Origin of the sequence: Rhodococcus sp. BUPNP1 (assembly GCF_002215235.1) — a bacterium.
Lineage (GTDB): Bacteria > Actinomycetota > Actinomycetes > Mycobacteriales > Mycobacteriaceae > Rhodococcus.
In genome coordinates, this window is record NZ_NERM01000013.1 from 58,082 (window position 1) to 79,527 (window position 21,446).

The window sequence follows — 21,446 nt, forward strand, 5'->3', positions numbered from 1 at the left end:
TTATCGGGGTGCGGCGAAGCGGGCGAGGAGATCCGCGTGAAAACGCTCCGCCACGTTCGGGTGTGCCCGGAGGCGGGACTTGAGTGCGTTGAGGCCGTAGACGGCGTGCAGCGTGCCGCCGTGCGCGTCGGGGCCCACGCCACGGGCGACCGCGGCGAGGTCCGCGGGCAGCTCCACCGGTGGGAGTTCGCGGTCGAGACCGGGATTGAGGAAGAAGGGCAGCGACACGCGGTCGGTGCCCGCCGGGGGCGGCAGCACGCGGTGGACGGTCGCCTGGAGGTAACCGCCGGTGGCGACCTCGAGGAGTTCGCCGATGTTGACGATGAAATGCCCTGGGAGCGGGTCGATGTCGACCCACCGGCCGTCGCCTTCGACCTGGAATCCGGTGCTGCCGGGTTCGGGGTAGAGCAACGTCAGCGCGCCGACGTCCTTGTGGCTGCCGACTCCCTGATCGGTGACCGAGCGGTCGTGGCCGGGATACCGTGCGATCTTCAGCAGCGGGTCGGGATCGGCGAAGGCATCCTCGAAGTGATCGGCGGGGGCGCCGAGGGACTCGGCCCATGCGCCGAGCAGTCGGCGCCCGACGTCGCCGGCCTCGTCGATCCAGCGCAGGGCCAGTTCACGCAGTCGGGGGACCTGCTCGGGCCACAGATTGGGGCCGTGCAGCACCTCCCAGGGGCGGTCGGGGTCGATCTCGGCGACGGCGTCGCGTTCCGGGCCGATGTCGAGTTGTTCGCGCCAGTCGACGTAGCCCTGGGTGCGTTCGCCGCCGACACGGGTGTAGCCGCGGAAGTGGGGTGAGCGGATGTTCTCGATCGCGAGCTTGTCCGCCTCGGGGAGGGCGAAGAACTCGCGGGCCGCCGCGACCAGTTCGTCGGCGAGCGCGGGATCGATCCCGTGACCGGCGAGATGGAAGAACCCGATCTCGTGGGTGGCCTCCCGGAGACGATCGAGCAGGGCGTTGCGCGTTGTTTCGTCGCCGTCGAGATCGGACAGATCGATGACGGGCAATACCGCCGAATCGGACATGATGTGCCTTTCGAACCGCATCGGATGCGAGGAATTCCCGGTCACCGCCGGATCGTCGGTCACAGCGGACTCAGGGGAATCGTGAGAGCAGTGCGAGAAGCCCCGGACAGGGGGCGATCAGCGGCAACGACAACACGCAGGAGCCACGGCGCGTCGAGCGCGTGTGCTCACAGTCTGCGTGTGGGTGTTGCCCATGTTCTCCTCCGATGAGGTCGCATGCGACCTTCGACGACAGTGCCACGACGTGGTCCTGATCAAGGCTAATCGCCTCCGCGACCACCCGGCAAATCACCCTGGATCGACGATTCGACACCATTGACAGCATGCTGCTTTTTTGCCAGTATGCTGTCATGACCGAAACAGTTCACGTCGCCGTGTACGACACCCTGGCGGACTGGGAGATCGGATACGTCACGCCGCACATCGCAGATCCGGAATGGCAGCGCAGTCCCGGCCGGTATCGCGTCCGCACGGTCGGAGCCACGCCGGAACCGGTCACGACGAAGGGCGGACTCCGCATCCTCCCCGACACCGTGCTCGCGGACGTGACGCCGGAGAACAGCGCGATGCTGATCCTCGCGGGCAACGACATCTGGCCGACCGACGCCTACGCCCCCTTCGTCGACAAGACCCGGCAGTTCCTCGACGCCGGCGTTCCGGTGGCTGCGATCTGCGGCGCGACCGGGGCGCTCGCGGCAGTCGGCCTGCTCGACGAGCGACCGCACACGAGCAACGCTCTCGAATTCCTGCAGGGCATCGGCTACGGGGGCGCCGATCTGTATCGGGACGAACCTGCGGTCACGGACGGCGATCTCATCACCGCGAGCGGCATCGCCCCCGTCGACTTCGCCCGCGCGATCCTCGCCCGCCTCGACATCTACGAACCGCGCGTGCTCGACGCCTGGTACGCCCTCTACGGCGAGCGCGACCCGCGCGGCTACTACGAGCTCATGTCCTCCGGCTCGTGACGGAGCAGCACGCGGCCGAGCGGCACCCGGCCGAGGCCGAGCTGCTCAGCGCGGCCGCACTGACAGCCTTCCGGCTCAACGGGCAGTTCCTCGCGCTGGCCGAGACCCTGGCGCGTCCCGTCGGCCTGACCGCGGCCTGGTGGCAGGTCCTCGGTGCGGTCTCCCCCGCTCCGCTGCCGGTGTCCGCGATCGCCCGCGAAATGGGCATCACGCGGCAGAGCGTCCAGCGCATCGCGGATCTCCTCGTCGACAAGGGCCTGGCGGAGTACCGTCCCAATCCGGCGCACCGTCGCGCCAAGCTCGTCGCGATAACGCCGGCCGGGCGCGACGCGATCCGGGCCATCGGTCCCGCTCAGGCCGACGCCGCGCGGGCCCTGTGCGGGGAGACCGGGACCGAGGAACTGGCACGGATCGTGGAGGGCATGCGCGCGCTGTCGGCTGCCCTCGATCGATCGGCCGATCAGCTCCCCGACGGGCGACGCGGCGGGAAGTGACGGATGAGCCCTTCCTGCACGACGGTCGCGACGAGTTCGCCCTCGATGGTGAAGTAGCGGCCCGTCGCCATCCCGCGGGAACCGGCGGCCACCGGGGATTCCGTGGCGTACAGGTGCCATTCGTCGAAGCGGAGCGGACGGTGGAACCAGATCGAATGATTGACCGTCGCCGCCACGATCCGGTCGAGTCCCCACGACAGGCCGTGGGTGGTGAGGATCGAGTCGAGGACGGTCGTGTCGGACGCGTAGGCCAGCGTGGCGACGTGGAGCAGCGGATCGTCGGGAAGTTGCCCGTCGGCGCGCATCCACACGCGGTTGTGGCCGAGCTTCTCCCCCGTTCCCCGCAACACCCAGGCGGGGTCGTTGGCGTACCGCATGTCGATCGGCTTGAGCGCGCCGACGAAATGCGGCAACTGCTCCTCGAAACCGCGGAGACGTTCGCCGATCGGCGGAAGTGCTTCGGGCAGTGGAACATCGGGAACGGTCACCGAGTGTTCGAGGCCCTTGCCCCACCGCTGGAAGGCGGCGAGCATGACGAACAGTTCCTGGTCGTCCTGGTAGGCGGTGACCATCCGGTTCGCGAAGTCGCGGCCGTCCCGGTGGGTGACGACGTGGTAGTCGATGGGCCGCTTGACGTCGCCGCCCCGGATGAAGTGCGCGTTGATCGCGTGCACGGGACGGTCACCGACGGTGCGTCCGGCCGCGATGAGCGCCTGCGCGACGAGTTGGCCACCGAAGGTGCGGCTGCCGACCTGCGCGGGATGACCGCCACGGAAGACGTTCTCCTCGACCTGCTCCAGATCGAGGAGGCCGAGGAGAACGTCGAGATCCGTTGTGTCCGACAGTGTCACCGAGTGTCTTTCTCGCCCAGCCGGTGCACGTGGATGAGATTGGTCGAACCCGAGCGTCCCGGAGGCGCTCCGGCGACGATCACCACGAGGTCGCCGCGCTGGTACCGCCCCAGCGACAGCAACGCCGCGTCGACCTGCTCGACCATCTGGTCGGTGGTGTCGACCGGCTCGACCGAGAAGGTCTCGGTGCCCCACGTCAGCGCCAGCTGGTTGCGGATGTGCGGGACGGGCGTGAAGGCGAGCAGCGGCAGCGGGGTGTGCAGCCGCGCGAGTCGTCGCACAGTGTCGCCCGATTGGGTGAACGCGACGAGCGCCTTGGCGTCGAGACGCTCGCCGATGTCGCGGGCGGCGTACGAGATGACACCGCGCTTGGTGCGCGGAACGTGCGTCAGCGCAGGTACTTCCGTCGAATCCGACTCGACGGCGGCGATGATGCGCGCCATCGTGCGGACCGTTTCGACGGGGAACTTGCCGACGGAGGTCTCACCCGAGAGCATCACGGCGTCGGTGCCGTCGAGCACGGCGTTGGCCACGTCGGAGGCCTCGGCGCGGGTGGGACGCGAGTTCTCGATCATCGATTCGAGCATCTGCGTCGCGACGATGACGGGCTTGGCGTTCTCGCGTGCGATCTGGATCGCGCGCTTCTGCACGAGTGGTACTTCCTCGAGCGGAAGTTCGACGCCGAGGTCGCCGCGCGCCACCATGACCGCGTCGAAGGCGAGGACCACGGCCTCGAGATTCTCGACGGCCTCGGGCTTCTCGAGCTTGGCGATCACCGGCACGTGCCGCCCGACGCGGTCCATGACCTCGTGAACGAGTTCGACGTCGGCCGGCGACCGCACGAACGACAGGGCGATGAAGTCGACACCGAGGCGCAGGGCGAACTCGAGGTCCTCGATGTCCTTCTCCGACATGGCCGGAACGGAGACGTTCATCCCCGGCAGGGAGACACCCTTGTTGTTGCTGACGGGCCCGCCCTCGATGACGCGGCAGACGACGTCGTTGCCCTCGACCGCCTCGACGACCAGACCGACCTTGCCGTCGTCGACGAGCAACCGGTCGCCGGCGACGGCGTCCTGGGCGAGTTCCTTGTAGGTGGTCGAGACGCGGTCGTGGTCTCCGACCACGTCGTCGACGGTGATGCGGACCACTTCACCGTGTTCCCACACGGTGCGGTCCTCGGCGAATCGTCCGAGCCGGATCTTCGGCCCCTGGAGATCGGCGAGGATGCCTACGGCGTGCCCGGAGGCCTCCGACGCAGCGCGGACCCGGTTGTAGTGGCCCTCGTGGTCGGCGTGTTCACCGTGGCTGAAATTCAGGCGGGCGACGTCCATTCCGGCGTCGACGAGATTCCGCAGGACATCGGGGTCGGCGGTGGCCGGCCCCATAGTGCAAACGATCTTGGTGCGTCGGGTCACGCTTCGAGCCTAGCCTCCGAGCCTGCGACCCTCCATCCCAGCACCCCGGTGCGTGTCGCCGGGGTGCCGATGGGACGGAGACGTCGGGATGTCACGGACGGAGCTGGCGTCCGTTCTTGTCGCGGACCTTGCCGGTGAGCATGAGGATGCCGTCGATCAGCGGCCAGATGCCCCCGATACCGCAGGTGAGCCACGTGACGGCGATCTGCGCGACCGCCGTACCCGGCTGGTCGAGGTAGAAGCGGCCGGCACCGAAGGCGCCGAGCAGGATCTCCAGCACACCCGCGGTGACCTTGCTCTTGTCGGAGTACGGCTCGCCCGTGTAGGGATCGCGTCCGAAGGGCGCCGCGGCGTCGCGACCGTACGGGTTCGACGGGTCGGGGTAACCGTAGGCGGGCATCACCCCGTAGCCGGGCGGCGGACCGTAACCCTGTCCGCCCTGCGGCGGTGGGCCGTAACCCTGCCCACCCTGCGGCGGCGGACCGTAACCCGGTGCCTGGTGCGATCCCTGCGGACCGGTGTAGCGGCCCTGCGACGGATCCTGCTGCGGGGACCCGATCGGGTAGTGCGGATCGGGTGTCCCGTAGACCGGTCCGGTGCCGCTCTCGGGCCGGCCCTGATGCTCGCCGTAGGGATAGTCGCCCGGCGGCGGATAGTCGGACTCGTGGTCGGCCGGCGGCGGATAGCTGGGCGTGGTTCCCCAGCCCGGTCCGTTGCCCACACCCGAGTAGGTGTCCCATCCCGGTCCCGGAGTGCCGGTGGCACCACCGAGGGAGTCGAGGGTGGGCGGTTGAGCGGACAACGATGCCTGCGCGGTGGCGTCGTAGTCGAACGCGCGTCCGAGATCGGGCGGCGGGGTGTGCTCGCTCTCCGAGGACCGCTCCGGCGTGTCGGCGCCGGAGGCGGACTCGCTCCGCTTGGTCAGGTCGGGCTTGGCAGGCTCCGTCGTGTCGGGCTCCGGCTTGGCAGGCTCCGAATCGGATGCTCCCGAAGTTCCCGGGTCCTGTGTGGTCACGAGTGATCCCCTTTGCTGTCTCCGGATGTCGCTTCGTCGACTCTACCGGCGGCGGACGACGAGCTGTCCGACTCCGCATCGGCCGGCTCCGAAGTGGGCGCGGCCTCGTCTGCGGCCGCCCCGCCCTCGTCCTGTGCGGCCGGCTCTGCGTCCGCGTTCCCGGCAACCGGGTTCAGCGTCGCGGGGTCCTCGCGGCCCTTACGTGCGAGGACGAAGTAGGCGACCGCGAGCACGAATACGATGCCCGAGGTGAACGAGTTGATCCGGATACCCGCGATCTGGGTCGCCGCGTCGGTGCGCATCAGCTCGATCCAGAACCGGCCCGCGCAGTACCCGGCTACGTACAGGGCGAACAAGCGTCCGTGGCCGATCGTGAACTTCCGGTCGACGAACACCAGCAGCAGCACGACGGCGAGGTTCCACAGCAGCTCGTAGAGGAAGGTCGGGTGCACGACGAAGGCCACCTCGCCGGTGGACACGCCGTCGACCAACCCGGGCGCGACCTGCCCCGCGTCGTTGCGCCGTTCGTAGATCTCGAGTCCCCACGCCACCGTGGTCTCGCGACCGTAGAGTTCCTGGTTGAACCAGTTGCCGAGGCGTCCGATGGCCTGCGCCAGCAGGATCGCCGGGGCGAGGGCGTCCCCGAAGGCCGGCAGCGGGATCCCCCGCCGACGGCACCCGATCCACGCACCGAGCGCACCGAAGGCGACCGCACCCCAGATGCCGAGGCCGCCTTCCCAGATCTTCAGGGCGTCGACGGGGTCGTTGCCGTCTCCGAAGTACTTCTGCCAGTCGGTGGCGACGTGGTAGAGCCGCCCACCGATCAGGCCGAAGGGCACCGCCCACACGGCGATGTCGAGGACGGTGCCGGCCTGTCCGCCGCGTGCGACCCAGCGGCGGTCGCCCCACCAGATCGCCACGACGATCCCGACGATGATGCACAGGGCGTAGGCGCGGAGGGCGAAGGGTCCGAGATACCAGACGCCCTGCGGCGGACTCGGCAGATAGGCCAGAACAGAGGCAGTGGATGTCACGAGTGCACGTTAGCGGAGCGAACGCCCTTCGCGAGATCCCGAGTCAGTGCGAGCAACGCGTCGTGTCCCTCGGCCACAGCGGAGACCAGCGCGGAGCCGACGATCACGCCGTCTGCGTAGCCCGCGATCTCCGCGGCCTGGGCACCGTTGCGCACACCGAGACCGACACCGACCGGGATCTCGGAGTGCGTGCGCACCCGGGCGACGATCTCCGGCGCGCGGTTGTCGACGCTGTCGCGGGCGCCGGTGACACCCATGGTCGAGGTGGCGTAGACGAAGCCGCGGCACTTGTCGAGGGTGGTCGCGAGGCGCTCGTTGGTCGACGACGGTGCGACCAGGAAGATCCTGCCGAGTCCGTACTTGTCGGCCGCGGCGATCCATTCCTCCGCTTCGTCCGGGACGAGGTCGGGGGTGATGATGCCGAGTCCACCCGCGGCCGCGAGGTCACGGGCGAAGTTCTCGACGCCGTACTTGAGCACGAGGTTCCAGTAGGTCATCACGACCGCGGCGCCACCGGCGGCGGTGATCGCCTCGACGGCCGGGAAGACGTCGCGGACCCGGACGCCGTTGGCGATCGCTTCGAATGCCGCGTTCTGGATGGTGGTGCCGTCCATGACCGGGTCGCTGTAGGGGATGCCGACCTCGATGAGATCGCAGCCGCCCTCGACGAGGGTCTTCATCGCCTCGACGGAACGCTCGACGGTGGGATAGCCAACCGGCAGGTAGCCGACCAGTGCGGCGCGATTCTCCGCACGGCAGGTCGCGAAGATCTCGGTCAGGCGTTCGTGCGGGGCGCTCACTGGGCTGCTCCTTCGGTGCCGGTCCGGTCGGCGGACTCGTCGGTCGGCAGGTAGCCGAACCACTTGGCGGCGGTGTCGACGTCCTTGTCCCCGCGGCCGGAGAGGTTGACCAGGACGATGGCGCCCTTGCCGAGCTCGGGGCCGAGCCTGACGGCACCGGCGACGGCGTGTGCCGACTCGATGGCGGGGATGATGCCCTCGGTGCGGCACAGCAGCGCGAAGGCCTCCATGGCCTCGCTGTCGGTGACGGCGCGGTACTCGGCCCGGCCGGTGTCGGCGAGCCAGGCATGTTCGGGGCCGACGCCGGGATAGTCGAGACCGGCGGAGATCGAATGCGATTCGATGGTCTGGCCGTCCTCGTTCTGCAGCAGATACGAGAACGCGCCGTGCAGGGCACCGTGGGTGCCGCCGCCGATGGTGGCGGCGTGCCGTCCGGTCTCCACCCCGTCTCCCCCGGCCTCGCAGCCGACGAGCTTGACGGACGGGTCGTCGATGAACGGGTGGAAGATGCCGATCGCGTTCGATCCGCCACCGACGCAGGCGACGACGGCATCGGGCAGACGACCGGTGAGCTCGCGGATCTGGGCGCGCGCTTCGAGGCCGATGATGCGCTGGAAGTCGCGGACCATCGCCGGGAAGGGATGCGGGCCGGCGGCGGTGCCGAAGCAGTAGTAGGTGTTGTCGGCGTTGGTGACCCAGTCGCGCATCGCCTCGTTGATCGCGTCCTTGAGGGTGCGCGATCCGGTCTTGGCGGCGATGACCTCGGAGCCGAGCAGACGCATGCGCGCGACGTTGAGGGCCTGCCGTTCGGTATCGACCTCGCCCATGTAGACGCGGCATTCGAGACCGAGCAGCGCGCATGCGGTGGCGGTGGCGACGCCGTGCTGGCCGGCGCCGGTCTCGGCGATCACGCGGGTCTTACCCATGCGCTTGGCGAGCAGTACCTGCCCGAGCACGTTGTTGATCTTGTGTGAGCCGGTGTGGTTGAGATCCTCGCGCTTGAGGAAGATGCGCGCTCCGCCGGCGTGTTCGCTCAGGCGGGTGGCCTCGTAGACCGGAGACGGGCGTCCGGTGTAGTCGCGCTGCAGGCGGTCGAGTTCGGCCAGGAAGCCGGGATCGACGCGTTCCTTCTCGTAGGCAGCGGTGACCTCCTCGATCACCGCCATGAGCGCCTCGGGCACATAGCGGCCACCGAAGACTCCGAAATGGCCGCGGACGTCGGGTTCGTGCGCGGTCGGAGTGGCGAGGGCTTCGCTCATCGAAGGAAGCCCTCGGCCCTTGGCGGAAAGTGCGGAATCGTCTGCAGTCACGCGTCCAGTCTGCCCCACCACGCGACGCGGATCACGTGGGGGTCCGGACCGGCCGGGACGGTCAGCGTGCCGGCTTGGGGCACGACGGATGCGTGCCCACCGTCACCAGTTCGGCGACTGCCTGGCGCGGATCCCCACTGGTCACCAGTCCCTCTCCGACGAGCACCGCGTCGGCGCCCGCGCCCGCGTACGCGAGCAGATCGGCCGGGCCGCGAACACCCGACTCGGCGATCTTGAGCACGTTGCTGGGCAGGCCCGGCGCGATGCGCGAGAAGGTCGTCTTGTCGACCTCGAGGGTCTTGAGGTTGCGGGCGTTGATCCCGATGACGGTGGCGCCGGCTTCGAGGGCGCGGTCGGCCTCCTCTTCGGTGTGCGCCTCGACCAGCGCGGTCATGCCGAGCGACTCGACGCGGTCGATCAGCGCCGTCAGCACGGTCTGCTCGAGGGCCGCGACGATGAGGAGCACGATGTCGGCTCCGTGTGCCCGCGCCTCGTGGATCTGGTAGGGACCGACCACGAAGTCCTTGCGCAGCACGGGAATGCGGACAGCGCGACGGACTGCGTCGAGATCGGCGAGGCTGCCGTGGAATCGGCGTTCCTCCGTGAGAACGCTGATGGCGCGAGCGCCTCCGGACTCGTACGCTGCAGCGAGCTCGGCGGGATCGGCGATGTCGGCGAGAGCACCCTTCGAGGGGCTGGCACGCTTGACCTCGGCGATGACCGCGATGCCCGGTTCGCGCAGCGCGGCCTTGGCGTCGATCGGCGGGGGTGCGGCCGCGGCCGCAGCCTTGACGGAGGCGAGATCGAGGGCCGCCTCACGGGCGGCGACGTCTGCTCGCACTCCTTCGAGAATCGAATCGAGAACTGTCATCGTGGCTCGAGTCCTTTCCCACCCTGCTCAATCCCGATGTGATCAAGCTCATCGGATCTGTCTAGAAGAGTAGTGAAGTGGTTTACAGCGGTCACCGGCGGGTGTCCGTATCACCCTCGCCACCGTCGTCCGTGGGATCCTCACCTGCATCCAGCGCGTCCCACAGACCGCGTTCGGACAGGGGTTCGTCGTTCTCGGCGCGCCGGGCGACCGCCTCGCGACGTGCTGCCGGGGCGTCGTACTTCGACGACAGTCCGGCCGCCTCGCGCGGGGTGCGCCACAGCGTCACCGCCGCAGCGAGGGCCGCGACGGCGCCGACGATCGTGAGGACGGCCGGCAGCGGATAGGTCTGGACGGCGGTCACGGTCGCGCGGTCGGGCAGCGCGGCGACACCGGCCGCGGTCTCGGGGTCTGCGTCGCCGGTGAGCAACCGGACGGCGGGGATCGCGGCCGCGACGGCGACGACCGCGACCACGAGCGAGACGAGACGCAGCGCGAGGCCACGCACCGCGAAGACGGCGGCGACCGCCGCGAGCAGCACGAGAGCGAGCGGGGTCAGTGCCGCCGCCCAGCGGCCACCCTCGAGGTCGTCGACGCGGTCGATCCCGAGTCCGTCGGACGAGACGGCGGTGACCCACGACATCCGGCTCGATGCCCACAACAGGGCTGCACCGACCCCGAGCAGCAGGGCGGCGATCACGGTCGGCCGGCGCCGGCGTCCGGTGGTGGGGCCGGCGTCCGGCGTCTCCGCGGTCACCGTGCGTCACCGCCGTAGGTGGTGAGGGTGGATGCGGCGGCCACGGCGGCGAGGGCGGACATGGCCTTGTTGCGGGCCTCGGTGTCCTCGGCCTCCGGGTCGGAGTCTGCGACGATGCCGGCGCCCGCCTGTACGTAGGCGACGCCGTCCTTGACGAGCGCGGAGCGGATGGCGATGGCGGTGTCGGCGTCGCCCGCGAAATCGAGATAGCCGACGATGCCGCCGTAGATGCCGCGGCGGGTGGGTTCGAGTTCCTCGATCAGTTCCATCGCGCGCACCTTCGGCGCCCCCGACAGGGTCCCGGCGGGGAAGCACGCCGTGACGGCGTCGAGGGCGTGTTTGCCCTCCGCGAGTCGCCCGGTGACCGTGGAGACGAGGTGCATCACGTGGCTGTACCGCTCGATGTGGCGGTAGTCGTGCACCTCGACGGTGCCCGGCGTGCACACCCGGCCGAGATCGTTGCGGCCGAGATCGACGAGCATGAGGTGCTCGGCGTTCTCCTTCTCGTCGTGGACGAGGTCCTTCTCGAGCAGGATGTCCTCCTCCTCGTTCGCGCCGCGCCACCGGGTCCCGGCGATGGGATGGGTGGTGGCCACCCCGTCCGAGACCGTCACGAGCGCCTCCGGGCTCGACCCGACGATCGAGAAGGCCGTCTCGCCGTCCGGGCCGGGGATGTGGAGCAGGAACATGTACGGGCTGGGGTTGGACGCGCGGAGCATCCGGTAGACGTCGATCGGCTCTGCGTCGCAGTCGATCTCGAAGCGCTGCGAGAGCACCACCTGGAAGGCCTCACCGGCCTCGATGTCACCGATCAGTTTGCGGACGTCCGTGCAGAACGACTCGGTGGTGCGTTGACGGCGGTAGTCGGGTTCGGGTCGTGAATAGGTCGCGACGGTGGCCGGTGCGGGCGCGGCGAGCGCCGCGGTCATCCGATCGAGGCGGGCGACGGCGTCGTCGTAGGCGTCGTCGACGCGTTCGTCGGAGCCGTCCCAGTTCACGGCGTTGGCGATGAGCCAGATCATGCCCTCGTGGTGGTCGACGGCCGCGAGGTCGGTCGCCAGCAGCATCACCATCTCGGGGATCTGCAGATCGTCCTCGGCGAGCGTCGGCAGCTTCTCGAGATGACGGACGACGTCGTAGCCGAGATAGCCGACCATGCCGCTGGTGAGAGGCGGCAATCCGTGGATGCGGTCCGTGTGGAGCAACTGGAGGGTCTCGCCGAGGACGTCGACGGGGTTGCCACCCGTGGGCGCGCCGGCCGGGACGTTGCCGTACCAGGCGGCGTCGCCGTCGACGACGGTCAGCGCGGCCGGGCTCCCGGCGCCGATGAACGACCACCGCGACCACGACCGGCCGTTCTCCGCTGACTCGAGCAGGAAGGTTCCGGGGCGGTCTGCCGCGAGCTTGCGGTAGGCCGACAACGGGGTCTCCGCGTCCGCGAGCACCTTGCGGGTCACCGGGACCACGCGGTGCTCGGCTGCCAGCTGGCGGAACTGCTCGCGGGTGGTCGTCGAATCGGAACGGCCGCCACCCGAGGAGTCGGTGGTGGCTGCGGGAATGGTGGTGGGCTCGCCGGACATGCGCCCCATCATCCCAGGGACCTCGTCCGGCTCTGCAGCCGCCGTCAGGCGACCTGGAACGAGCGCTTGGCCAGGCCCATCCAGAACCCGTCGACGACCTGGTCGATGCCGCGGCCGGGAGCGTCGGAGGCACCGAGGGTGACGAACAGCGGGGCGAAGTGCTCGACCGTCGGATGCGCGTACGGCATGCCCGGTGCGCGGTGCCGGAAGTCGAGCAGCGCGTCGACGTCGCCGCGCGCGAGCTGCTCGGCGGTCCAGTGGTCGAACTCCGCGGACCAGCCCGGCGCGAGTGCCTCGGGACGCGGGTCGCGCAGGAAGGGCAGACCGTGCGTGGTGAATCCGGAGCCGATGATGAGTACGCCCTGCTCGCGCAGCGGACGCAGTCGTGCGCCCAGGTGCAGCAGGCGTTCCGGATCCAGTGTGGGCAGGGAGATCTGCAGCACCGGGATGTCGGCGTCCGGGTACATGACGGTCAGCGGCACGTAGGCACCGTGGTCGAGTCCGCGGTGCGGTTGCTGCACCACCGGTTCGTCGTCGGGCATGAGTGCCGCGACCTGCCGGGCCAGTTCGGGGGCGCCGGGGCTGGTGTAGGTCACCTCGTAGAAGCGGCGCGGGAATCCCCCGAAGTCGTACACGAGCGGGGTGCCGGTGGTCGTCGACCCGATGGTCAGCGGGGCGGATTCCCAGTGCGCCGAGACCATGAGGATCGCCGTGGGGTGCGGCAGGTCGCCTGCCCAGCGCTGCAGCTGCGACACCCACAGTTCGCTGTCGACGAGCGGCGGGGCGCCGTGACTGAGGAACAAGGCGGGCGTGGTCGCGGAATCGGTGGTCATGACATCCCCTCAAGTTGAAGCTTCAAGTATCATAGAGGAGAACCCGTCGCGCGGCCATTCCCATTCCCCGGCCGGGTGCGACAACGACCGAGCGAGCGAGGAGCAGGCATGAGCAACGAGGACCCGCGGTGGCTCGATCCGACGCAGCAGAACGCCTGGCGGGCGCTCGTCTCCGTCATCACGCGACTGCCGGCCGCGCTCGACACCCAGATGCAGCGCGACTCCGACATGACGCACTTCGAGTACTTCGTCCTCGCACTGCTCTCCGAGAACCCCGAGCGTCGACTGCGCCTCAACGCTCTCGCCGCCGAGGCCAACGCGTCGCTGTCACGGCTCTCGCACGTCGTCACGCGCCTCGAGAAGCGCGGCTGGGTTCGACGCGAACCGGTGCCGGGCAGTCGCGGTTCGTACGCAGTGCTCACCGATGCCGGCTACGACACCGTCGTCGAGGCGGCACCGAGCCACGTCGAGGCGGTGCGCAGGCTCGTGTTCGACGGCCTCGACGACGACCAGGTGCGCGCGCTCGCGCGCCTGGGCTCCGCCCTGGTCGAGCAGATCGACGAGGGGATCGCCGGCGGTATCGGCAAGGCCTGAGCTATCGCCCCACCCGCCGTGCGCCCGTCACGTGGCGGGGCGGCTCCTCGGCACGTCCCGGAACGGGATGTTCGGGTCGTGGCTGCGCTCACGCGGCATGCCGAGCACGCGTTCGCTGATGGCGTTGCGCGCCATCTCCGTCGTCCCGCCCGCGATGCACCACACCTGCCGCATCAGATGGTCGACGCCGCGCTGCGCGACCGCTCCGTCGGCCTCGTCCCAGGCGGCACCGTTGGCGTCGGTGAACTCGTAGCCGATCGTGACGAGGCGGCTCTCCACGACACCGGACATCAGGCGGGCGATGCTCGCGGCCTGGTCCGACATGGTCCGCGTCGCCACGCCCGTGGACACCCGCTGTTCGAGGGACTGCTTGACCAGTTCGAGCATCCGCGCCTCCCCGAGGAGGTCGCGGGCGAGCGGGTCGTCGAGCCGGCCGGCGTCGCGGGCCACGGCGAACAGCTCGGGCATCCGCGAGGCGCCGCGCGAGACCCCCGCCGGGATCGTCGTGTACGGCGAGTTCCGGTACATGCGCTCGTGGAACATCCAGCGGGTACCCACGGTCCAGCCGTCGTCGACCTCGCCGAGCCGGTCGCTGTCGGGGACACGCACATCCGTCAGGAATTCCTGGCAGAACTCCTTCGAGCCGCTGAGCATCTCGATGCGGTGCACCTCGACCGAGGGCTGCTTCAGCGGAATCATGAAGACGGTCAGGCCCCGGTTCTTCGGGACGTCCCAGTTGGTGCGGGCCAGGCACAGCGCCCAGTCCGACCACCACGCACCGGTGGTCCAGATCTTCGATCCGTTGAGGATCCAGTCCTCACCGTCGCGGACCGCGGTGGTGACGGCGGCGGCGACGTCGGATCCACCGCTGGGTTCGGAGAGCATCTGCATCCACAGTTCCTCGCCCTTCAGGATGGCGGGGATATGGCGGCGTTTCTGTTCCTCGGTCCCGAATTCGAGCAGCACCGCCGCGCACGGCACGAAGGTGGGCACCTGCAGACGGGACGGATATTCGTAGCCGGCGAGTTCCTCGTCGAACACCTGCTGGTAGGCGCGCGGCAGCCCCTGCCCGCCGTACTCGCGGGGAAAGCAGATGCCGGCGAAGCCCGCGTCGAACATCGCCCGCTGGATGTCGCGCTCGCGCCGGACGAGGGCCAGTTCCTCCTCGTCGGATGCCTCAGGGCGGAGCACCCCGATGTAGGCCGCGGAGTCGGAGCGTTCCAGGTTGGCGTCGATCCACGCCCGCGCCCGTGCCCGGAACTCGTCGAACGTCTCGGTCACGTCGGCCCTGTCCGAGGTGTCGAGGGTCATCAGGATGCCTCCCGGAGTTCGGCGATGTCGGCGAGACGGGCACGATGTTCGGCCGGGGTGCCGAAGCCGGAGCGGTTCGCGGCCGCGCGTCGCGCATAGAGGTGCAGATCGTGTTCGTAGGTCACGCCGATCCCGCCGTGGATCTGGATGCAGTCCTGTACCAGCTCGCCGCCGTACTGCCCTATGTAGGCCTTTGCGGCGCAGAGGAGTTCGTCCGCATCGGGGCTCGATGTCGCGACCGCTCCGGCCGCCCGGTCGGCGATGGCATGACTCGCCTCGAGCCAGGTCTTCATGTCGGCGAACCGGTGCTTGAGTTCCTGATAGGACGCGAGCGGGCGACCGAAGGCATAGCGGTCGAACGCCCACGCGACGGTGAGGTCGAAGACCGCTTGCAGCGCCCCGACGGATTCGGCGTCGGAGATGACGAGCGCGGCCCGCCGGGTGCGGGCGGCGTCGTCCGCTCCCCCGCCGGGTTCGCCGACGACGGAGCTCAGCGGCACGCGCACCTCGTCGAAATGGACCGCGGCGTAGCGCCGCGTGACGTCGATCGACTGCAGTGGTGTGACCGTCACTCCGTCCGTGTGGCGGGGCACGAGCACGTTCGTCACGTCCTGCCCGGTCCGACCGGTCACGAGCAGGAGCGCGGCGGTGGCACCGGCTTCGACGGGGCGTTTGGTGCCGGTGACGACCACCTCGTCGCCGTCGATCCGGATCTCGACGGGCGCGGTGGCGGTCCGGCTGCCGGCGCGCGGTTCGTCCAGGCACCAGGCTGCGGTGGCGCTGCCTGCGAGCAGCGCCACCAGCGCTTCCTCGTGGTCGTTCCCGTATCGGCCGAGCATCTCCGCGGCGACGTTCGTCGGACACAGCGGGCCGGGGGCGGCGTGACGCCCGAACTCATGCGCGACCAGCGTGAGATCGACGAGACCGAGACCACTCAGCGATCCTCCGCCGTGGTCCTCGTCGACGAGCAGGCCGGTCCATCCGAGTTCGGCTCCGGCGCGCCAGTAGTCGGCTGCGAAGCCGTCCGGATCGTCGCGGAGGCGGCGGATCCCGTCCGGCGGCACCTTCTCTGCGAGGAACCGTGCCGTGGTGTCGCGGAAGAACTCCTGATCCGGATTCGGATCCAACAGCATGCGTGCCCCTTCACCCCGTCGTCAGAACATAGCGCTCTCGATACAGAGAACACTATTCTCATCGAATGCGAAAGGGGTACGCGAGGACGGACTCGGGTGGACCGAGTCGGTTCAGCCGAGCGGAGTTCCGCCCACACCCCAATTCTCGCGGGGCACCTCGGTGATCGTCACCCACACCGACGACGGATTCTTGCCCGATGCCTCGGCGTACGCGCGGGTGACCGCGGCGATCACCTCGGCCTTCTGCTCGTCGGACAGGCCCGGCGTCTGACTGATCTGGATGAGAGGCATGCGGGCATTCTCGCAGCCCGTCGCACGGCCCGCCGATCGGTCCTGCCGTCCGCCCCACGAGATGTCGTGCGAACGGACGACCTCGGGTTACTCGGCGATCTGCGGTGCCTCGAGCAGGATGTCGGTGTCGAAGCAGGTGTGCGTGCCGGTGTGGCAGGCGGCGCCGACCTGGTCGACGACGAGCAGCACCGTGTCGCCGTCGCAGTCGAGGCGCACCTCGTGCACGTACTGGGTGTGCCCGGACGTCTCGCCCTTGACCCAGTACTGCTGCCGCGACCGCGAGTAGTAGGTGGCCTTGCGAGTCGCGAGGGTGCGGGCGAGCGCCTCGTCGTCCATCCACGCCATCATCAGCACGGCGCCGGTGGCCCGCTCCTGCACGACGGCGGCGAACAGGCCGTCGTCGTTGCGCTTGAGCCGGGCGGCGATCGCCGGATTCAGGATGCCGCTCATCGGACCGTGATCCCTTCCACGCGCATCGCGTCCTTGACCTGACCGATGGTCAGCTCCCGGAAGTGGAAGACGCTCGCGGCGAGCACCGCGTCGGCGCCGGCCTGCACGGCGGGTGCGAAGTGCTCGACGGCACCGGCACCACCGGAGGCGATGACGGGCACGTGCACATCCTTGCGCACGGCCTCGATCATCTTCAGGTCGAAACCGTTCTTGGTGCCGTCGGCGTCCATCGAGTTGAGCAGGATCTCGCCGACGCCGAGTTCCTCGCCGCGCCGGGCCCACTCGACCGCGTCGATGCCCGTCCCGCGACGACCACCGTGCGTGGTGACCTCCCAGCCGCTCGGCGTGGGTTCCTGTCCTGCGGGCACGGTGCGCGCGTCGACCGACAGCACGATGCACTGCGACCCGAACCGCTCGGACATCTCGCGCAGCACCTCGGGCCGGGCGATGGCCGCGGTGTTCACCGAAACCTTGTCGGCGCCGGCGCGCAGCAGACGATCGACGTCCTCGACGGTGCGGACGCCGCCTCCGACCGTGAGCGGGATGAACACCTGCTCGGCGGTGCGCGTGACGACGTCGAGCATGGTGCCGCGGTCGCCGCTCGACGCCGTGACGTCGAGGAAGGTCAGTTCGTCGGCGCCCTGTTCGTTGTAGAGGGCGGCGAGCTCGACCGGATCACCCGCATCGCGCAGGTTCTCGAAGTTGACACCCTTGACCACCCGCCCCGCATCCACGTCGAGGCACGGGATGACCCGCACGGCCAGCGTCATGTTCGATCTCCTTCGGAACCCAACTGCTCGGCCACGGACTGTTCCGTCGCCGACTGCACAATCTCCAGTATCTCGCCGTGCACTCCGGGCGCTGCAGCGACCACCGATCCGGACCCGATCCGCCAGGGCCGGCCCGCGAAGTCGGTGGCGATGCCCCCGGCGGCCCGCACGAGTGCGACACCGGCGGCGTTGTCCCAGGGGTGGTGGCCGAACACGACGGCACCGCCGATCGCGCCTCCCGCGGTGAACGCGAGGTCGGCGCCGGTGGAGCCGTGCATCCGCAACCGGGCGACGCGCCGGCTCAGCTCGGTGATGACGGCGAGACGCCGGGTGCCGGGCACCCGACCGCGACTGTCGATGTCGAAACTGCCGACCGCGATCATCACGTCCTCGAGCCGCGCCGGCCGCAGCGGTGCGGTGGGCTCGCCGTTCACGAGCAGCGGCCCGTCGGCGATTCCCGCGAAGCGCTGATTCGTCAGCGGCAGCCACGTGAGGCCGAGGATCGGTTCGCCGTCCTCGACGAGAGCGAGGAGGATCCCGGCCATCGGCAGCCCGGCGGAGTAGTTGATGGTGCCGTCGATCGGGTCGAGCAACCAGACGGTGCCCTCCCCCGCGGACGGGCCGCCGAACTCCTCACCGTGCACGGGGATACCGGTGCGCTCGGCGAGGGCACCGGAGATCCGCCGTTCGAGTTCGAGATCGAGATCGGTCGCGAAATCGTTCGGTCCCTTGTCGACGGAGCGCGGCGCACCGTGCCCGGCGACGAACCGTTCCGCGACCTCGTCGAGTACACCGCTCGCGACGGCGAGCAGCCGGTTCAGGTCTGCGGGATCGGCCATGGGTCAGCGCGAGACGGCGTCGAGCGCCTCGGTCAGCGTGAATCGGCCCGCGTAGAGCGCCTTTCCGATGATGGCGCCTTCGACGCCCTCATCGGTGAGCGTCGCGATGGCACGCAGGTCGTCGACGGTCGAGACGCCGCCGGAGGCGACGACCGGAGAGTCGGTGGCCGCGCACACCTCGCGGAGCAGGTCGAGGTTGGGGCCGGAGAGGGTGCCGTCCTTGGTGACGTCGGTGACGACGTAGCGCGAGCAGCCGTCGCGTTCGAGACGCTCGAGCACCTCCCACAGATCGCCGCCGTCGGAGACCCAGCCGCGGCCGCGCAGCCGCCACTGGCCGTCGAGAAACTTGACGTCGAGCCCCACGGCGATCCGGTCGCCGAACTCGCCGATGACGCGCGAGCACCACTCGGGATTCTCGATCGCGGCGGTGCCGAGGTTGACGCGGGCACAGCCGGTCGCGAGGGCCGCGGCGAGGGTCTCGTCATCGCGAATGCCGCCCGACAGCTCGACCTTCACGTCGAGTTCGCCGACGACGTCGGCGAGAAGCGCACGGTTGTCGCCGCGGCCGAACGCGGCGTCGAGATCGACCATGTGCACCCATTCGGCGCCGGCGTTCTGCCATTCGAGGGCGGCGTCACGGGGCGAACCGTAGCCGGTCTCGCTGCCCGCCTCTCCCTGAACGAGGCGAACTGCTTCACCGTTGACGACGTCGACTGCGGGCAAAAGGACCAGGCTCACTGCGTACACATTAGTGCCTGTACCTGTGACATCACCAAACGCGTGGCCGGGGCGTCAGGAAAGCGCCGTGCGTCATGCCGACCGTGCCGCGTCGAGGGCCCGGCAGGTCGGGGTCGGACGGCCGGCGTACTCGTCGACGGGACCCTCGTACAGCACGGTTCCGCCGTGCCGTCCCGGTCCCGGTCCGAGGTCGACGATGTGGTCGGCGTGCCGGATCACATCGAGGTGGTGCTCGATGACGACGACGGTGTGCCCTCGGTCGACGAGGTCGTCGAAGACGCACAGGAGGGTGCCGACGTCCTCGGCGTGCAGGCCGGTGGTCGGCTCGTCGAGGACGTAGAGGGTCGGCGTCTTCACTCGTCCGAGTTCCTTGGCGATCTTCACCCGTTGACACTCGCCACCGGAGAGCGTGTCGAGCGACTGTCCGAGGCGGAGGTAGTCGAGGCCCACCCCGGCGAGCGCACTCAGTCGACGCGCGATCTCCGGGTGCGGCAGTTCCTCGAGGGCGCGACCGACGGTGAGGTCGTCGACATCGGCGATCGACAGGCCGTTCACGGTGTGCCCGAGCACCTCGGCGGTGAACCGGCGGCCGTGGCAGGTGTCGCAGACGACCTCGCGTCCGTCCATGAAGGCGAGGTCGATGTACACGACACCGGCCCCCGTGCAGGTCGGGCACGCACCCGCCGAGTTCGCGCTGAACAGGCTCGCCGGCACACCGTTGTGTTCGGCGAACATCCGCCGCAGGGTGAGTGCGATGCCGGTGTAGGTGATCCGGGTGGAGCGGCGATTGGCGCTCACCGGCCGCTGGTCGATCACCGTGGCGTCGTACTGATCGACGAGTTCGGCTGCGAGACTGGACTTTCCCGACCCAGCGACGCCGGTGAACACGGTGAGCACGCCGGTGGGGATCCGCACCGTCAGGTCGCGGAGGTTGTTGCGACACGCATCGGCGATCGTGAGACGACCGGTCGCCTCGCGGGCGGGGTGACCGCGGCCGATGTCGCGCCGCAGCGATCGGCCGGTGGGAGTGTCGGCCGTTCGGAGCCGGTCGAAAGTGCCCTGGAAGACGAGGCGACCACCGGACGAGCCCGCACCGGGACCGATTTCGATCACCTGGTCGGCCCGGGCCATCACGCTCGGGTCGTGTTCGACGACGAGGACGGTGTTGCCGCTGTCGCGGAGCCGTTCGAGGAGGTCGATCATCGTCTCCACGTCGGCGGGATGCAGACCGACCGTCGGTTCGTCGACGACATAGGTCATCTCCGTCAGGCTCGACCCGAGGTGCCGGACCAACTTGATCCGTTGCGATTCGCCGCCCGAGAGCGTGGTGGTCGCCCGGGCGAGCGCGAGATAGCCGAGGCCGATCGTCACCATCGCCTCGAGACGGCCCACCAGTGCGGACACCACAGGTGCGGCGCGCGAGTCGTCGATCGTGCGCACGAATTCGAGCAGCTCGATGATCTCGAGGCGGGACAGCTCCCCGATCGTGCGGCCGCGAAGGGTGACCGCCCGCGCGGCCGCGTTCAGCCGTTCTCCGGCGCAGTCCGGGCACGTCTCGGCGCGGGTGAAACGTCGGATGACGTCCTGTTTGCGTTCGGAGAGGTTGTCGGAGGTGTGCAGGTGGATGCGCTCGAACCTCTCGACGACGCCCTCGTATCCGTCCGGCGGTTTGTGGCCCAGCGCCGCTGCGGCCTCGCCGCCGTGGAGTAGTGCTTCCCGCTCGGCGGGCTTCCACTCGCGCAGGGGTGTGTCCGCGTCGAAGGAACCGATGTCGGCGTACTGGGAGTACCAGTACCCACCGTGGCCGAAGCCGGGCACCAGGATCGCGCCCTCGGCGAGGGACCTGTCGAGATCGAGGAACCGCTCGACGGCACTGACGACGATCTCACCGAGCCCGGAGCAGGTCGGGCACATCCCGGTGGGGTCGTTGAACGAGAAGCGGTTCGACTCGCCGAGCACGGGCGTGCCCGCCCGGGAGTACAGCAGCCGCAGATAGGTCCAGGTGTCGGTGATGGTGCCGACCGTCGAGCGGGCGTTGCCGCCGAGGCGGCGCTGGTCGACGACGATCACCGGCGTCAGACCGTCGATGTGGTCGACGTCGGGTCGTGTCCACTTCGGCAACCGATTGCGCGTGAACGGCGGGTACGTCTCGTTGAGCTGGTAGCCGGCCTCCGCGGCGATCGTGTCGAAGACGAGCGACGACTTCCCGGAGCCGGACACCCCGACGATCACCACGAGCCGGTTGCGCGGAACGGTCAGATCGACGTCGGCCAGGTTGTGGGTGCGGGCGCGACGGATCGTGATGGCGCGGCCTCGCACTGCCGCCTCGGTGGTCGTGACGGTGGTGGTCATGGATTCGA

General features: G+C 69.5%; 22 protein-coding genes. 3 read left to right on the forward strand and 19 right to left on the reverse strand.

Going from position 1 to position 21,446, the window contains the following annotated elements; translation table 11 throughout:
- Complete coding sequence (locus B9C99_RS14920) at positions 1–1,050, reverse strand: isopenicillin N synthase family oxygenase (protein WP_172414972.1); 1,050 nt, start codon at positions 1,048–1,050, stop codon at positions 1–3.
- Positions 1,051–1,379: 329 nt separating this feature from the next.
- On the opposite strand from B9C99_RS14920, the gene B9C99_RS14925 reads away from it, so the two are divergent.
- Positions 1,380–1,997, forward strand: a complete 618-nt coding sequence (locus tag B9C99_RS14925) for a type 1 glutamine amidotransferase family protein (RefSeq protein ID WP_172414967.1) — start codon at positions 1,380–1,382, stop codon at positions 1,995–1,997.
- Positions 1,994–2,491, forward strand: coding sequence for a MarR family winged helix-turn-helix transcriptional regulator (locus tag B9C99_RS14930; RefSeq protein ID WP_088898414.1), 498 nt, complete (start codon positions 1,994–1,996; stop codon positions 2,489–2,491). The genes B9C99_RS14925 and B9C99_RS14930 overlap by 4 nt, the downstream gene beginning before the upstream one ends.
- On the opposite strand, the gene B9C99_RS14935 is transcribed toward B9C99_RS14930, so the two are convergent.
- The 10 genes from B9C99_RS14935 to B9C99_RS14980 form a co-directional block, all read right to left on the reverse strand.
- A complete protein-coding gene (locus B9C99_RS14935; RefSeq protein WP_085468362.1) occupies positions 2,458–3,342 on the reverse strand; it encodes an acyl-CoA thioesterase II in 885 nt (294 codons plus the stop codon). The two genes, B9C99_RS14930 and B9C99_RS14935, sit on opposite strands and share 34 nt — an antisense overlap.
- Positions 3,339–4,760, reverse strand: a complete 1,422-nt coding sequence (gene pyk / locus B9C99_RS14940; protein ID WP_060652879.1) for a pyruvate kinase — start codon at positions 4,758–4,760, stop codon at positions 3,339–3,341. The genes B9C99_RS14935 and pyk overlap by 4 nt, the downstream gene beginning before the upstream one ends.
- A gap of 91 nt (positions 4,761–4,851) precedes the next feature.
- Positions 4,852–5,775 (reverse strand): TM2 domain-containing protein, encoded by a 924-nt coding sequence (locus B9C99_RS14945; protein WP_088898415.1) that lies wholly within the window; start codon positions 5,773–5,775, stop codon positions 4,852–4,854.
- Positions 5,772–6,809 (reverse strand): prolipoprotein diacylglyceryl transferase, encoded by a 1,038-nt coding sequence (lgt, locus tag B9C99_RS14950; RefSeq protein ID WP_016696044.1) that lies wholly within the window; start codon positions 6,807–6,809, stop codon positions 5,772–5,774. Before lgt ends, B9C99_RS14945 begins: the two co-directional genes overlap by 4 nt.
- Positions 6,806–7,609 (reverse strand): tryptophan synthase subunit alpha, encoded by an 804-nt coding sequence (gene trpA, locus B9C99_RS14955; RefSeq protein WP_060652878.1) that lies wholly within the window; start codon positions 7,607–7,609, stop codon positions 6,806–6,808. The genes lgt and trpA overlap by 4 nt, the downstream gene beginning before the upstream one ends.
- Positions 7,606–8,868 (reverse strand): tryptophan synthase subunit beta, encoded by a 1,263-nt coding sequence (trpB, locus tag B9C99_RS14960; protein ID WP_088898416.1) that lies wholly within the window; start codon positions 8,866–8,868, stop codon positions 7,606–7,608. The genes trpA and trpB overlap by 4 nt, the downstream gene beginning before the upstream one ends.
- A gap of 112 nt (positions 8,869–8,980) precedes the next feature.
- Positions 8,981–9,790, reverse strand: a complete 810-nt coding sequence (trpC, locus tag B9C99_RS14965; RefSeq protein WP_016696041.1) for an indole-3-glycerol phosphate synthase TrpC — start codon at positions 9,788–9,790, stop codon at positions 8,981–8,983.
- A gap of 91 nt (positions 9,791–9,881) precedes the next feature.
- Positions 9,882–10,547: a TIGR02234 family membrane protein gene (locus B9C99_RS14970; protein WP_088898417.1), complete on the reverse strand. Its 666-nt coding sequence runs from the start codon at positions 10,545–10,547 to the stop codon at positions 9,882–9,884.
- The gene (locus B9C99_RS14975; RefSeq protein WP_186455095.1) at positions 10,544–12,127 is read right to left on the reverse strand and encodes an anthranilate synthase component I; all 1,584 of its coding nucleotides are present in this window, start codon (positions 12,125–12,127) and stop codon (positions 10,544–10,546) included. Before B9C99_RS14975 ends, B9C99_RS14970 begins: the two co-directional genes overlap by 4 nt.
- A gap of 44 nt (positions 12,128–12,171) precedes the next feature.
- Positions 12,172–12,960, reverse strand: coding sequence for a dioxygenase (locus B9C99_RS14980; RefSeq protein ID WP_088898419.1), 789 nt, complete (start codon positions 12,958–12,960; stop codon positions 12,172–12,174).
- Positions 12,961–13,068: 108 nt separating this feature from the next.
- Between B9C99_RS14980 and B9C99_RS14985 the strand changes: the two genes are divergently transcribed.
- Entirely contained in the window at positions 13,069–13,554 is a 486-nt protein-coding gene (locus B9C99_RS14985) for a MarR family winged helix-turn-helix transcriptional regulator (protein WP_088898420.1), read from the forward strand.
- A 27-nt stretch (positions 13,555–13,581) separates the two neighbouring features.
- Here B9C99_RS14985 and B9C99_RS14990 read toward each other — a convergent pair whose 3' ends face one another.
- From B9C99_RS14990 to B9C99_RS15025, 8 genes are all read right to left on the reverse strand, one after another.
- Positions 13,582–14,865 (reverse strand): acyl-CoA dehydrogenase family protein, encoded by a 1,284-nt coding sequence (locus B9C99_RS14990; protein WP_088898421.1) that lies wholly within the window; start codon positions 14,863–14,865, stop codon positions 13,582–13,584.
- On the reverse strand, positions 14,865–15,998 hold the full coding sequence (locus B9C99_RS14995) for an acyl-CoA dehydrogenase family protein (protein WP_088898422.1): 1,134 nt from the start codon (positions 15,996–15,998) through the stop codon (positions 14,865–14,867). Before B9C99_RS14995 ends, B9C99_RS14990 begins: the two co-directional genes overlap by 1 nt.
- 111 nt (positions 15,999–16,109) lie before the next feature.
- The gene (locus B9C99_RS15000; protein ID WP_060652983.1) at positions 16,110–16,289 is read right to left on the reverse strand and encodes a 4-oxalocrotonate tautomerase family protein; all 180 of its coding nucleotides are present in this window, start codon (positions 16,287–16,289) and stop codon (positions 16,110–16,112) included.
- A gap of 87 nt (positions 16,290–16,376) precedes the next feature.
- A complete protein-coding gene (gene hisI, locus B9C99_RS15005; RefSeq protein ID WP_088898423.1) occupies positions 16,377–16,739 on the reverse strand; it encodes a phosphoribosyl-AMP cyclohydrolase in 363 nt (120 codons plus the stop codon).
- A complete protein-coding gene (hisF, locus tag B9C99_RS15010) occupies positions 16,736–17,509 on the reverse strand; it encodes an imidazole glycerol phosphate synthase subunit HisF (protein ID WP_024101213.1) in 774 nt (257 codons plus the stop codon). The genes hisI and hisF overlap by 4 nt, the downstream gene beginning before the upstream one ends.
- Positions 17,506–18,348: an inositol monophosphatase gene (locus B9C99_RS15015; RefSeq protein WP_088898424.1), complete on the reverse strand. Its 843-nt coding sequence runs from the start codon at positions 18,346–18,348 to the stop codon at positions 17,506–17,508. Before B9C99_RS15015 ends, hisF begins: the two co-directional genes overlap by 4 nt.
- Positions 18,349–18,351: 3 nt before the next feature.
- On the reverse strand, positions 18,352–19,086 hold the full coding sequence (gene priA, locus B9C99_RS15020) for a bifunctional 1-(5-phosphoribosyl)-5-((5-phosphoribosylamino)methylideneamino)imidazole-4-carboxamide isomerase/phosphoribosylanthranilate isomerase PriA (RefSeq protein ID WP_088898475.1): 735 nt from the start codon (positions 19,084–19,086) through the stop codon (positions 18,352–18,354).
- A gap of 72 nt (positions 19,087–19,158) precedes the next feature.
- Positions 19,159–21,438 (reverse strand): excinuclease ABC subunit UvrA, encoded by a 2,280-nt coding sequence (locus B9C99_RS15025; RefSeq protein ID WP_088898425.1) that lies wholly within the window; start codon positions 21,436–21,438, stop codon positions 19,159–19,161.
- Positions 21,439–21,446 lie beyond the last annotated feature (8 nt).